This window comes from Pseudomonas sp. R3-41 (assembly GCF_054161485.1).
Map to the genome: position 1 here is coordinate 3,067,055 of NZ_CP096421.1, position 13,583 is coordinate 3,080,637.

Here is a 13,583-nt window from a genome sequence, read left to right on the forward strand (position 1 = left end):
TGTCGAAGGGAGTCGTATGAGTCTGGTACCTGACGCGGTGTGCTGGCATGAGGGCATGCAATTGCTGCCCCAGCATTTTCAATTGCAGGGGTTGCGCGCCGAGGCCTTGGCTGCGCATTTCGCCGGGGCTTGCAACCCTTGGTTCTGGGGCGTCAGCCAGTTGGAAGTCGACCCGTCGGCCCTCAGCGCCGGCCAGGTTCGACTGCTGCAATTGCAAGGCACCTTGCCGGACGGTTTGCCGGTCAATCTGCAGGCGGGCGTCGGGCCGACCTTGGAGCTGGATATCAGCGAGGCCATCGATAAGACCGACGACGCCACCGTGACCGTTTACCTGGCTGTCAGCCCGTTGTGGCGCGCCGGCCAACTGCTGCCGCTCAAGGGGCGCATGCAATCGGTGGTCGGCGAAGCGCTGCCAGACCTCACGAGCGGCGAATTTCCCGAGTCAATCACCGTCTGGCGACCGAACCCGAGGCTGTGCACGCAACTGAGCAAGGCCGATTCGATCTGCCTGCCGCTGCTGCGCATCCGCAAGGAGGGCGGCGGTTTCTGGCGCGTGCCGTACACGCCGCCGACGCCGGTCCTGTTGCCGGAGTCGGTCCTCGGTCGGCGGGTCGCCGGGGTGTGCGCCAGGGCTCGGGAAAAATGCATGTTCCTCGCCGGTCGCTTGCGCCAGGCCCAGGCGGCTGGCAACCAGGACGACGCCATGGAAATCCGCCGGCAATTGACCGCCTTGTGGGCGCGCTTGCCGGAAGTCGAAGGGGCGTTGACCACCCGGGTGGCGACGCCCCAGGCACTCTACGGGCTGCTGCTGGGGCTGGCCGGGAGCTGGTCGGCCCTCGATCCGCTGGCAGGCGTCCCGGCCTTCGCGCCGCTGGATTTTCTCGAGTTGCAGCGTGGTTACGAGCCGCTGCTCGACTGGCTGGAAACCACCCTGGAGCTGGTCCGCGCCGGCTATCGCAGCCTGGCCTTCGAGCGCAACGAGCAGGTCTTCTCGATCCAATTGCCGGACGACCAACCGGATCAACGCTTGGTGATCGGCCTGCGCATGCCCAACGGCGCCAGCGAGCAAGCGGCGGCCGACTGGTTGCGCGGGGCGATCATCGCGTCGGCACGGCACGTCCCGCTGCTGAGCCGGCAACGCATGAGCGGTTTGCCCCACCAGGCCATGAGCCGCAACGAACAGGTGGCCTACAGCGTCGGCGACGACACCCGTCTGTTCGTGGTGGCCGCCAGCGGGCAATGGTTCGACGGGCAATTGCCGCTGCACATTGTGGCCCCGGCATCGGCCCAGGCCAGCAGCCCGTGGCAGGTGGTGTTGTTCGTGGCGCAAGCCGGTGAAAGTGCCTGATCGCAGAGGGGAGTCGTATGCCAGACGGAAGTGGCGGGGCGGTTCGGAGTCTGCATGAGGCGCCGCTGAGCAGCGCTTTTCGCCAGGCCTGGCTGAAGTGGTCCCAGGAATGGCAGGACTTGCCCAAGGACAGCGACCCTGCGGTGTTGGTCAATCGGGTGGTGGAGTTTTCCGGGCGCAGTGCCCAGCGTCTGTGGCGGGTAGCGTTCGCCACTGTCGGCGATGCGGCCACCGAGCAGGTCAAGGCGCTGGTCTATGCCTTCGTGGCGTTGGTGGACGAAACCCTGCTGTTCAGCCCCTGGCCTGGGCAATTGGCTTGGCAGCAGCACCCCCTCGAATCGCGCATGTACGCCAGTCGCCAGGCCGGCGAGCGCTTGCCGGCGGCGATCAAGAAATTGCTGGATGAGCAGATGCCCGGCACCCGGGACCTGGCGAATGTCTACCTGCAATGCCTGATCCTCGGGTTCCAGGGGCGATTGCGTGGCGAACCCGGCCAGCTTCAGCAGGCCAAATGGCGCGGGGCGCTGTTCACCTTCGCCTGGCAACACGAGGCCGATTATGTCGATGTCAGCCAGCGCCTGGCGCTGTCTTCGGCGGTGCCGCCGGTGCGGATGCCGGTGCAGCAGTCGTTGCCGGACGGCTTGCGGCTGGGGTTGGCGATCCTGGCGATGGTGTTGTTGCTCACCGGCCTGGGGCAGGTGTTCTGGCGTGACATTCGCCTGGAGCTCGAACCCGTGCTGCAACTGGGCGAGTCGGTGGTCCAGGAGCAGGACTCATGAGCCTGTTCAGTCTCGTTGCCCTGGTGTTGCTCGCCGTTGTCGTGATGCTGTTGATTGCGGCCCTGGTCTGGTGGCTGCGGACCCAGGGCGGGGCGGCGATCCGCAGTTTCTATGGGGCGGTGCGCCACATGGAGCAGGAGCAGGGCACTCGCGACCGCTATCAGATGCCGTGGCTGATGATGCTCGGCAACGAGACCGACGGTGCCCAGTTATGCGCCCAGTGGCGCTTGCAACCGACCGAGAAGGCGGCCTGGTTCGGGCGCTGGTTTTGCGATGCCGACGGCGCGGCCTTGGTGGTGCCCCAGGCGCTGTTTCTGCCCGATGAGGGCATGAACCGGCAACGGGGCAATTGGTGGCGCCTGCTCGGGCTGATGTTGCGCTTGCGCAGCAAGCGGCCATTGGATGCGGTGATCTGGACCGTGCCGTTCAGCACCCTCGATGACATCGAACACACCACCGAGCTGAGCCTCAAGGTCCGGCGCTGTTTCATCGACCTGTTGCAACGCTTCGGCCTCAGCCTGCCAGTGTATGTCGTGATCACCGGGATGGAAGAACTGCCCGGGTTCCAGGAACTGGTCAGCGCGCTGCCCGCCGAGGCGCGCGAGTCGATGCTGGGCTGGTCGTCGCCGTATTTGCCGGACGCGGCGTGGCAGTCGCAGTGGAGTGACCAGGCCCTGGACCAGGTCAACGCCGCGCTGTCGCAGTCGATCATCGAGATCGGTGCGCTGTCGGGGCAACTGAGTACCGATCTTTATGGCTTGCCGGAGCGTTTCGAAGGCTTGCGGCGGGCTTTGCAGATCCTGCTGGAGCCGGTATTCCAGGGCAATGCCCAAGGCGAGGCGCCGCGTTTTCGTGGGGTGTATTTCACCGCCAGCCAGGCACCTTCCCTCAGCAGCGACGGGTTCACCGCCTCTGACAACGCCCAGCGGCAAACCGTGTTCGCCCGGCAGTTGTGGTCGCGGCGATTGGTGGCCGAACGGGGCCTGGCCCAGCCGGTGCCACGGCTGTTGCGCTTGCGCCAACGCGGGCATCGGTGGGTCGCGGTGGTGGCAATGGTGGTAGGGCTGGTATGGCTGGGGAGCATGGTCTGGGTCTGGCACGATTCAGTGGAGGAAGCCGAGGGGCTGTCGCGGTTGATCCTCAGCGCCCATAAGAACCACCTCGTGGTTGACGCTGACGAGCCGCAACTGGAGCCGACCCGGCACAACGTGCAGAACTATTGGAACGTGTTGGAAAAAGCCCCGCGCTGGCGCTTCGTCTCGGTGGTCTTTCCGACTTCGTGGTTCTCTTCCGTGGACACGCAACTGGAGAATGGCTTGCGCCTGACCGCCCGGCATCATTGGATATTGCCGCTGCGGGACCTGCTCAACTCAGACCTGGAACAACTCAAGTCCATCCGTAACACCGAGCGGCGGGGCAACGTCGAGAGCGAAGACCCGGCGCAATGGCAGAGCTACGTGAAAGCCAAGGCGCTGGTGGACCTGGCGGTACGCCTGGAACAGCACAACCAACTGTTCAGCCAGGTGGTGAACGATCCCAAGGCGCCTCTGGACGAACTGGTGCAACTGAGCAACACCGCCTTGTCCCTGGGCCTCAATACCGGCACCTTGAGCCGCGCACATTTCTACAACCGGGTGCTGTTCGACGCCCAGAACAGCGACTTGAAAGGGCTGGATCTGAACGCTGCTCGCCCAGTGATCTCCGATAATTTCACCGGCCTGATGCAGCGCTGGCTGGACCACTACTTCCTGGCGGACAACTTCGTGCGCCAGGCCGGTTACCTCAAGCTGCACCTGCAACGGCTGGAGGCCGGCAGTGGCAACTCCTTGAGTGAGCTTGAAGACCTGATGGCGCTGATCGACGATTTACAGACGTTGGTCAGCTTGACCAATTCCGCCTGGGGGCGAGGCAAGGGCCAGGACCTGGTGCCCGGTTACAGCCAGATGCTCGACAAGGTCAGCCACAGCGCTTTGCTGGGGCCGGATATCGAACAGGACCTGGAGAGCCAGGCGGCGAAGTTGCAGCAGAGTTTTCGTGATCAGTGGATTGTCCAGACCGGTTCCCGGGACAACCTGTTGGTGCAACAGGGCAGCGGCCTGTTGGTCTTGCAAGACCATGTCACGGCGCTGGACGGTGCGGTGCAGGCACTGTTCAAGCGCGATTTCGTGGCGTTGGCGATGCAGAAGGATCCGTCGGACAGCAACCCCGATGCGATGGGCCAGGGCGATGGCAGCGATGATTTCAGCGTCGCCCTGAACTACTTCGCCAGCTACAAGAGCTATGCCAGTGAGGAGCTGCCGCGCATTCCGCCGGATTACCGTGACGCGCTGATGCAGGCCGCCGAAGGTGCCGCGGCACGGGCCATGTGGCTGAGCCTGGACGAAAGCGACGCGTCATTGCCCGGCATGGGCTTCAATGTGCAGACGGCCCAGGCCGTGGCACTGCAAAAAGCCTTCATGGATGTGCACCGCGGCGACCTGGCGATCCGCTTCCAGCGTCTGCTCAATCGCCGGGCCTTGGCGCAGATCAAGAGTGGCCTGGACGAAATCGATGCCCAGCCGCTGTTCAGCCAGCGGGCCGATATCCAACGCTGGGACGGTTCGAAGAACTTCGGCTTGCAGCTCTACGGTGCCAGCGATCCACAAGACTTGAAGCTGAGCCTGAGCCAGCAATTCGGCGTGATGCTGCAGGCCGCCGAGCAGCGAATGCCGGCCCTGGAATGGCTGATCGTCCAGCAGGACAACCTGTCGGCCCTGGAGCACGACCAGGTGGCGCGCTTCATGGCCCTCAACGACGAATTGCTCAAGTACAAGAACCAGAACCCGGCCAGCTCGGCGGCCCAGCTGGAGCAATTGGTGAGCCGCGACTTTATCGCCATGGACACCGCGTCCTGCGCGCAGATCTTGCAGACCGCCAGCCTGCCCAGCGGGCGCGGTGACCTGGCCCAGCGCACGATTGCCTTGCAGCAGGGCGCCCTGCAGCGCTGCCTGTACTTGCAGCAGGACCAGGCGGCGACCGCCTGGAATGACCTGGCCAACTATTTCAATCAATACCTGGCCGGGCGCTTTCCGTTTGCCCAGGATGTGCGGGCCAGCGATGCCGACCCGGCGCGGGTCCAACACTTGCTGGCGTTGATCGACTCACGCCTGCCCCTGGCCCAGGCCGGGTTGGCGTTGAGTCAGACGCCGGAGCGGCTCGCGGCCGAGGATTTCCTCAACCGTTTGAAACAGGCCGGTACTTGGCTCGGACCGCTGTTCGTACGGGACAAGAGCGGCATTCTTGGCGTGGAGATGGACGTGCGCTGGCGGACCGATCGTGATGAGGAGCGCGGCGCCGACCAAGTGATCGCCTGGGGCCTGAACGCCGGCAACCAGCAGATCCGCTACCCCGGCGGTGGCCAGCAGAACCTGCGGTGGATGGTGGGTCAGCCCGTGAGCCTGACCTTGCGCTGGGCCCGTAACGGTTACCAGCGTCCGGCCAACGACCCCTTGCAACCGAACCTGGTGGTGCGCGACCTGGAGGCGGGCTGGGAATACCAAGGGCCTTGGTCGTTGCTGCGGTTGATGCGCAACCAGGCGTCAGCCCAGCGCCAGCCGAACGTCGACTACACCGATTTTCCCCTGGCCCTGCAATTGCCAGTCACCGCCCAGACCCAGGCGCGCACGGCGGAGCGGACACTGATGTTCGTGCGCCTGTCGTTGATGAGCCAGGGCTCCAAGCTGCCGTTGTCGATCCCGCCGCTGCCGACGCGGGCCCCCCGTTCACCCTTCATGGCGACCTCATCGAGCCCCGCCATCGCCACCCGTGAGGAGGGCCTGTGAGCTTGCCGATATCGCCTTTGCCGGAACGGGTCACTCAGTTGCTTGAGCCGATCAGCGCCGAATCGCCCTGTGGCCAGGACCTGCGCTACGAACCGGAATACGATCAGTTGCGCGAGTTGCGTCGGGAGGACGACACCAGCCTGCCCACCGGCGTGTGGCAGTCTTCGATCAAGCGAGCCCTGTGGCCGGACCTGGAGCGGCTCGCGACCACGCTGTTGCTGGAGCGCAGCAAGGACCTGATGATCAGCGCCTGGCTGGGGGAGGCCTGGCTGCACATGGCCGGGCTGGAGGGATTGCCGGGCAGCCTGGCGCTGGTGGCGGGGCTGTGCGAGCGCTATCCGGAGCAGTTGCACCCCCAAGCTGACGAAGGCGACCAGTCGTGGCGGGTGATTCCGCTGGAGTGGCTGGCCCGTCGCTACAGCGAAGTGCTACTGACGCGGGTGCCATTGCTCGATGGCCGGGACCCGACGTTCGCCAGTTTCTGCCTGGACGACTGGCAACGCTTGCAGCGCCAGCAGGTATTGGTCAACGACAGCAAGAACGCCAAGGCCTCGGCGGAAGCGGCGCGCAACGATCACAAGAAACTCAGCGAACTGATTCGCGGCACACCCTTGTCGTTCTGGTTGCATCGCCAGGGCAGCCTGATGTTGAGCCTGCAGCACCTGCAACGGCTCGAAGCCTGGAGCGACGCTTATCTGGGCAACCTGGCGCCGGGTTACAAATCCTTGCAGGACGTGATGCAGGCGTTGCTGACATTGGTAGAGGAGTTCATCGCGATGCACCCACAGCAACCCACCGTCGTGCCGGTGCAAACGGCCCCAGCGGCTACGACACCGACATCCCAGCCACCGGCGGCAGTGGCCCAGGTTTTCCAGGAACCGGCCAATCGTGAAGAGGCCTATCGACAGTTGCTGGTGATCGCCGGTTACCTGGCCCGCACCGAGCCCCACAGCCCGGTGCCCTACCTGATCCGGCGCGGGGTGGAGTGGGGCAACAAGCCGCTGAGCGAGCTACTGGGTGAACTGATCAGTGCCGATGCCGAGTCCCGGCGGTTGTGGACCCTGCTAGGGGTGCTTTAAGGCTGCGGGTCGGGTAGCGGCACCGGCGTCAGCACCGGTTTGCCGGAAAAGAATGCGTTCAGGTTCTGGCCCACCAGCTCCACCGTGCCCCGCGTCGCTTCCGGCGACAGGCCAGCCACATGGGGAGTAAGCACGACGTTGGGCAGGTGTTTCAGCGCGTCTGGCACTTCGGGCTCGTGGTCGAACACGTCCAGGGCGGCTCCGGCGATCCGTCGATGTTCCAGGGCGTGGATCAGGTCGGTGGTGGCGACCACGCTGGCGCGAGCGATGTTCACCAGGAAACCATGGGGGCCCAGGGCATCAAGGGCCTGTTTGTTGATCAATTGCCGGGTGTCCAGGCCGCCGGGCGTGGCGACGATCAGAAAGTCCGAGACCCGGGCCAGTTCCGTGGGCGTGGCGCAGAAGGTGTACGGCACGTCGTTGCGCATCCGCCGATTGTGGTAGCTGACGTTCATGTCGAAGCCGAGGGCGGCCCGCTTGGCGATCGCCATGCCCACCGCGCCCAGGCCCAGCACACCCAGGCGCTTGCCGGCCAGGGAGGGGCGCATGACCTTGGCCCACTCGCCCCGGCGCACACTCGCGTCGGCCCGGGGAATGTCACGCACCAGCGCCAGCAGCAGCGCCATGGCATGGTCGGCCACCGACGACGCGTTGACCCCGGCGCCGTTGGTCACCACGAGGCCCCGGTTGCGTGCGGCCTGCAGGTCTACCTGCTCGTAGCCGGCGCCGATCACGCAGATGATCTGCAGGTTGGGCAGGGCGGCGATTTCTTCCGCCGTCAAACCCAGGGGGCCACGGGTCAGCACTGCGCTGAAGCGTTCACCGTGTTCGAAGATCGCGGTCTTGCGTTCGGCCGGCGTGGGCGCCAATTCCAAGTGGTAACCCTGCCGTTCGAGAATCGGCAGGTATTCATTGACGGTTTCAACCAGTACCAGAACGGTTGCGGTCATGCTGGGCTCCTGTGGGCGCTTTGTCGAACATCAGGTATTCAACCTGATTGTAGGAGTCGGGGGCAGGGGGAGCCTGGGCTTTTTGGATTCATTTTTGGATCCTCTTGTCTGTGGGAGCAAAGCTTGCTCGCGAGGCGATGGCACATCCAGCATGAATGTCGGCGGATCCTCCGCTATCGCGAGCAGGCTCGCTCCCGCAGGGAAGACAGGAAGACAGGAAGACAGGGAAATACGGGGACCATTTTTATGACAGCCATCTGATCCGCATAACCGCTCCTCAGCTAAGTCTTTGCTTCTGCTCGCTAATCCCGGACAATCGCGCCCCTGTTTCGGCCAGGGCGCTGCCTGTCGGGGTTTTCCGACTCGTCCTGGCCGGGTGCATGTGACCGGAAAGCGGAGATCCGACCGGATGAATGATCAGGCCAATAGCGTCGAAGAGCGCTTTGAAACGACAGTCCCAGCCACCCTCAGCCAATGGAGTCGCCAGGACACCACCTGGATGTTGGGTCTGTTTGGCACCGCCATCGGTGCAGGCACTCTGTTCTTACCGATCAACGCGGGCCTGGGCGGTTTTTGGCCGCTGCTGATCCTGGCGTTGCTGGCGTTCCCCATGACGTTTTATGCCCACCGGGGCCTGACCCGTTTCGTGTTGTCCGGTCGTGATGGCGCGGACATCACTGAGGTGGTTGAGGAGCATTTCGGTCTCAAGACCGGCGCGCTGATCACGCTTTTATACTTCTTTGCCATTTTCCCGATCCTGCTGATCTACAGCGTGGCGCTGACCAACACGGTGGGCAGTTTCCTGGAGCATCAGTTGCACATCCAGCCGCCTCCTCGGGTCGTGCTGTCCCTGGTGCTGATCCTGGGCCTGCTGGCGGTGGTCCGCTGCGGCGAGCAGGCGATCGTCAAGGCCATGAGCCTGATGGTCTATCCGTTCATCGTGGCGCTACTATTTCTTGCGGTGTTCCTGATTCCCCACTGGAACGGCGGCATCCTGACCACGGCGTTGACGCCGCCTGCACCGTCGGCGTTGTTGCATACCTTGTGGCTGGCAATCCCGGTGATGGTGTTCTCGTTCAACCATTCGCCGATCATCTCGGCGTTTGCGGTGGACCAGAAACGTCGCTATGGCGATAACGCCGAGGAGCGCAGTTCGCAGATCCTGTCGCGCGCCCATGTGCTGATGGTGGTGATGGTGTTGTTCTTCGTGTTCAGCTGCGTGCTGACCCTGACCCCGGCGCAACTGGCCGAGGCCAAGGCGCAGAACCTGTCGATCCTGTCGTACCTGGCCAACCACTTCAGCAACCCGACCATCGCCTTTGCCGCGCCGCTGATTGCGTTTGTTGCTATCTCCAAATCGTTCCTGGGGCACTACATCGGCGCCAGCGAAGGCCTCAAGGGCCTGATCGTCAAGAGCGGCCGCCGCCCGGCCCCCAAGACCCTGGACCGCCTCACCGCAGCGTTCATGCTGGTGGTGTGCTGGATCGTCGCCACCCTCAACCCGAGCATCCTGGGCATGATCGAAACCCTGGGCGGCCCGGTTATCGCGGCCATCCTGTTCCTGATGCCGATGTATGCCATCCGCAAAGTCCCGGCCATGGCCCGCTATCGCGGTCAGGCTTCGAATGTCTTCGTTACGTTGGTGGGTTTGGTGGCGATTACAGCGTTGGTTTACTCCCTCTTGGCGTAGGCGTTTCTTGTGGGGGGGATTTTTGAGGTTGGTGTATATCCGTTGCTGCGGTAACGGCTGCTTAGGGTTCCGCCCTGACGGCGGGTCACTTTTGAAAAGCCCGGAAGCCGGCCCAGTCAAAAGTAACCAAAACGCTCCTGCCCCACCACTCGGTGCCTCGCTAGGGCTCGGCATGCCCTCACTCCGGCATTGCTCCGTGGGCCCGCCGCGAAGGGCCATCCATGGCCCAGCGCGGCTATCCCGGCATCCATGCCGGGATGCCCACTCCACAATGCCTGCGTTCGGCCAGCGTGGTTTAACGGGGCGCCGAGATCAACGTCCACCGCGAGGCGGCCTAACAGCCGACCTGGTTCTTGGTGGGACCACGTTTCTCCTGTGGGAGCGGGCTTGCTCGCGAAGGCGGTGCCTCAGTCGGCGAAAATGTTGGATGTGCTGGCCTCATCGCGAGCGCTCCCACAGGTGATCTTGGGTGTTCATGAGTCTTGTGTTCACCGCAGGACCATTGTGGGAGCGAGCCTGCTCGCGATGGCGGTGGGTCAGTTTGCGGTGATGTTGAATGTGCCGGCCTCTTCGCGAGCAAGCCCGCTCCCACAGGTTTTTGCGGTGTACATGGATTTTGTGTCCGCTGAAGATTCATTGTGGGAGCTTGCTCGCGATAGCGGAGGCTCAGACACATAGATGCTGGCATGTATCCCGCTCTTGCTCTTGCTCTTGCTTTGGATCTTGATCTTGATCTCGACGCCCCGTTAAACCACGCTGGCCGAACGCAGGCATTGCATAGTGGGCACCTCGGCATGGATGCCGAGGTAGCCGCGCTGGGCCATGGATGGCCCTTCGCGGCGGCCCACGGAGCAATGCCGGAGTGAGGGCATGCCGAGCCTAAGCGAGGCACCGAGTGGTGGGGCAGAGCGTTTTTGGTTACTTTTGGCTGGTCCGGCTCCCGGCTCTTCCAAAAGCGACCCGCTGTAAGAGCGGAACCGCCAGCAGCCGTTACCGCAGAAAAGGATATGCACCCCAAAAAAGGCATTTCCCCTGAAATAGACAAGCCATAAAAAAACGCCGCCCCTCGCAAGAAGGGCGGCGTTTTTCGTAGGGCGTTTTAAGCGTTAGGCTTGAACGACCGGGATGTTGGCGTTTGCCGCCGCTTCACGGAACTCGGCGATCTGATCGAAGCTCAGGTAGCGGTACACGTCCGCTGCCATGCTGTCGATCTTGCCGGCGTATTCCATGTACTCCTCGACGGTCGGCAGGCGACCCAGGATCGACGCAACGGACGCCAGTTCGGCCGAAGCCAGGTAGACGTTCGCGCCGTCACCCAGACGGTTCGGGAAGTTACGGGTCGATGTCGACACCACGGTGGAGTTCGGCTCGACGCGTGCCTGGTTACCCATGCACAGCGAGCAGCCTGGCATTTCCATCCGGGCACCGGCCTTGCCGTAGATGCCGTAGTAGCCTTCTTCGGTGAGCTGGTGAGCGTCCATCTTGGTCGGTGGCGACAGCCACAGACGGGTTGGCAGCTGGCCCTTGACCTGCTCCAGCAGCTTACCGGCAGCGCGGAAGTGACCGATGTTGGTCATGCACGAACCGATGAACACTTCGTCGATCTTCTCGCCAGCAACGCTGGACAGCAGACGGGCGTCGTCCGGATCGTTCGGCGCGCAGAGCACAGGCTCGCTGATGTCGGCCAGGTCGATTTCGATGACTTCGGCGTATTCGGCGTCGGCATCGGCTTCCATCAGTTGCGGGTTGGCGATCCAGGCTTCCATCGCTTGGGCGCGACGTTCCAGGGTACGTGCATCACCGTAGCCTTCGCCGATCATCCAGCGCAGCAGGGTGATGTTCGATTGCAGGTACTCGGTGATCGACTCTTTCGACAGCTTGATGGTGCAACCGGCAGCCGAACGTTCGGCCGAGGCGTCGGACAGTTCGAAAGCCTGTTCCAGGGTCAAGCCTTCCAGGCCTTCGATTTCCAGGATGCGGCCGGAGAAGGCGTTTTTCTTGCCTTTCTTCTCGACGGTCAGCAGACCGTTCTGGATGGCGAAGTACGGAATGGCATGAACCAGGTCACGCAGGGTGATGCCAGGTTTCATTTTGCCTTTGAAGCGCACCAGGATCGATTCCGGCATGTCCAGCGGCATGACGCCGGTGGCAGCGGCGAACGCGACCAGGCCGGAACCGGCCGGGAACGAGATGCCCATCGGGAAACGGGTGTGGGAGTCACCGCCGGTACCCACGGTGTCTGGCAGCAGCATGCGGTTCAGCCACGAGTGGATGATGCCGTCGCCCGGACGCAGGGAAACGCCGCCGCGGGTCATGATGAAGTCAGGCAGGGTGTGGTGGGTGGTCACGTCGATCGGCTTCGGATAGGCCGCGGTGTGGCAGAAGGACTGCATCACCAGGTCAGCCGAGAAGCCCAGGCACGCCAGGTCTTTCAGTTCGTCACGGGTCATTGGACCGGTGGTGTCCTGGGAACCCACGGTGGTCATTTTCGGTTCGCAGTAGGTACCAGGGCGTACGCCTTGGCCTTCTGCCAGGCCGCAGGCCTTGCCAACCATCTTCTGCGCCAGGGTGAAACCCTTGGTGCTTTCAGCCGGTGCTTCAGGCTTCTTGAACAGGTCGAACGCTGGCAGGCCCAGTTCGGCGCGAGCCTTCTCGGTCAGGCCACGGCCAATGATCAGTGGGATACGGCCGCCAGCGCGGACTTCATCCAACAGCACCGGGGTCTTCATTTCGAAGGTGGTGATGACTTCGTCGGTACCGTGCTTGCAGACCTTGCCGGCATGGGGGTACAGGTCGATCACGTCGCCCATGTTCATGTTCGACACGTCGAACTCGATGGGCAGTGCGCCGGCATCTTCCATGGTGTTGTAGAAGATCGGAGCGATCTTGCTGCCGAAGCAGAAACCGCCAGCGCGCTTGTTCGGCACGTAAGGAATGTCGTCGCCGAAGAACCACAGCACCGAGTTGGTGGCCGATTTACGCGAGGAGCCGGTACCGACCACGTCGCCGACGTAGGCGATCGGGAAGCCTTGGCCGCGCATTTCTTCGATCTGCTTCATCGGGCCGGTCTTGCCTTGCTCGTCCGGAACGATGCCGTCACGGGCCATTTTCAGCATGGCCAGGGCGTGCAGCGGGATGTCCGGGCGGGACCAGGCGTCCGGGGCAGGGGACAGGTCGTCGGTGTTGGTTTCGCCGGTGACCTTGAACACGCGCAGGCTGATCTTGTCGGCCAGCACCGGGCGCTTCTTGAACCACTCGCCGTCAGCCCAGGATTGCAGCACGGCCTTGGCGTGGACGTTACCGTTCTTGGCTTTTTCAGCCACGTCGTGGAAGGCATCGAACATCAGCAGGGTGTGCTTGAGTTCTTCGGCGGCGACTGGCGCCAGCTCGGCGTCGTCCAGCAGCTCCACCAGGGTCACGATGTTGTAGCCGCCCTGCATGGTGCCGAGCAGTTCAACGGCACGCTTCTTGTCCAGCAGAGGGGATTGGGCCTGGCCCTTGGCCAGGGCGGACAGGAAACCGGCCTTGACGTAGGCGGCTTCGTCGACTCCAGGCGGAACGCGATTGGTGATCAGGTCAACGAGGAAAGCTTCTTCGCCAGCCGGAGGATTTTTCAGCAGCTCGATCAGGCCTGCGGTTTGTTCGGCGTTAAGCGGCTGGGGAACGATACCCAGGGCTGCACGCTCTTCGATATGTTTGCGGTAGGCTTCAAGCACAGTTATTACCCTCATCAGTGGTCCCAAATGGGTGTCCGGGACGCTCATCCAGAAACTCACGGCACTCATGCGCGTCAGGGGGCTTTTTGGGCCTCCACGCCAGAGTTGCCGGAGTTCCTCACAGAAGCTGCTTTCAAAGTTTTACGCCTGCAGAACGGGAGCTGATGAGGGTTGGCGTTGGGCTTTCCCCGCTGGAAAGA

7 protein-coding genes are annotated in these 13,583 nt (G+C 63.3%); 5 read left to right on the forward strand and 2 right to left on the reverse strand.

The window, feature by feature from the left end; translation table 11 throughout:
* Positions 1 to 16: 16 nt before the first annotated feature.
* The 4 genes from tssK to tssA are packed head-to-tail and all read left to right on the forward strand — an operon-like array spanning position 17 to position 7,027.
* Entirely contained in the window at positions 17 to 1,348 is a 1,332-nt protein-coding gene (gene tssK, locus M1D99_RS13810) for a type VI secretion system baseplate subunit TssK (protein WP_434575931.1), read from the forward strand.
* A 17-nt stretch (positions 1,349 to 1,365) separates the two neighbouring features.
* Positions 1,366 to 2,127, forward strand: a complete 762-nt coding sequence (locus M1D99_RS13815; RefSeq protein ID WP_186704844.1) for a DotU family type IV/VI secretion system protein — start codon at positions 1,366 to 1,368, stop codon at positions 2,125 to 2,127.
* Positions 2,124 to 5,948: a type VI secretion system protein gene (locus M1D99_RS13820; protein ID WP_434575933.1), complete on the forward strand. Its 3,825-nt coding sequence runs from the start codon at positions 2,124 to 2,126 to the stop codon at positions 5,946 to 5,948. Before M1D99_RS13815 ends, M1D99_RS13820 begins: the two co-directional genes overlap by 4 nt.
* On the forward strand, positions 5,945 to 7,027 hold the full coding sequence (gene tssA, locus M1D99_RS13825) for a type VI secretion system protein TssA (protein ID WP_434575935.1): 1,083 nt from the start codon (positions 5,945 to 5,947) through the stop codon (positions 7,025 to 7,027). Before M1D99_RS13820 ends, tssA begins: the two co-directional genes overlap by 4 nt.
* On the opposite strand, the gene M1D99_RS13830 is transcribed toward tssA, so the two are convergent.
* On the reverse strand, positions 7,024 to 7,977 hold the full coding sequence (locus M1D99_RS13830) for a 2-hydroxyacid dehydrogenase (RefSeq protein ID WP_186704847.1): 954 nt from the start codon (positions 7,975 to 7,977) through the stop codon (positions 7,024 to 7,026). The genes tssA and M1D99_RS13830 overlap by 4 nt on opposite strands.
* 409 nt (positions 7,978 to 8,386) lie before the next feature.
* Between M1D99_RS13830 and M1D99_RS13835 the strand changes: the two genes are divergently transcribed.
* Positions 8,387 to 9,667 (forward strand): serine/threonine transporter, encoded by a 1,281-nt coding sequence (locus M1D99_RS13835; RefSeq protein WP_458132034.1) that lies wholly within the window; start codon positions 8,387 to 8,389, stop codon positions 9,665 to 9,667.
* Positions 9,668 to 10,773: 1,106 nt separating this feature from the next.
* On the opposite strand, the gene acnB is transcribed toward M1D99_RS13835, so the two are convergent.
* Positions 10,774 to 13,383, reverse strand: coding sequence for a bifunctional aconitate hydratase 2/2-methylisocitrate dehydratase (acnB, locus tag M1D99_RS13840; RefSeq protein WP_092348756.1), 2,610 nt, complete (start codon positions 13,381 to 13,383; stop codon positions 10,774 to 10,776).
* Positions 13,384 to 13,583: the final 200 nt, after the last annotated feature.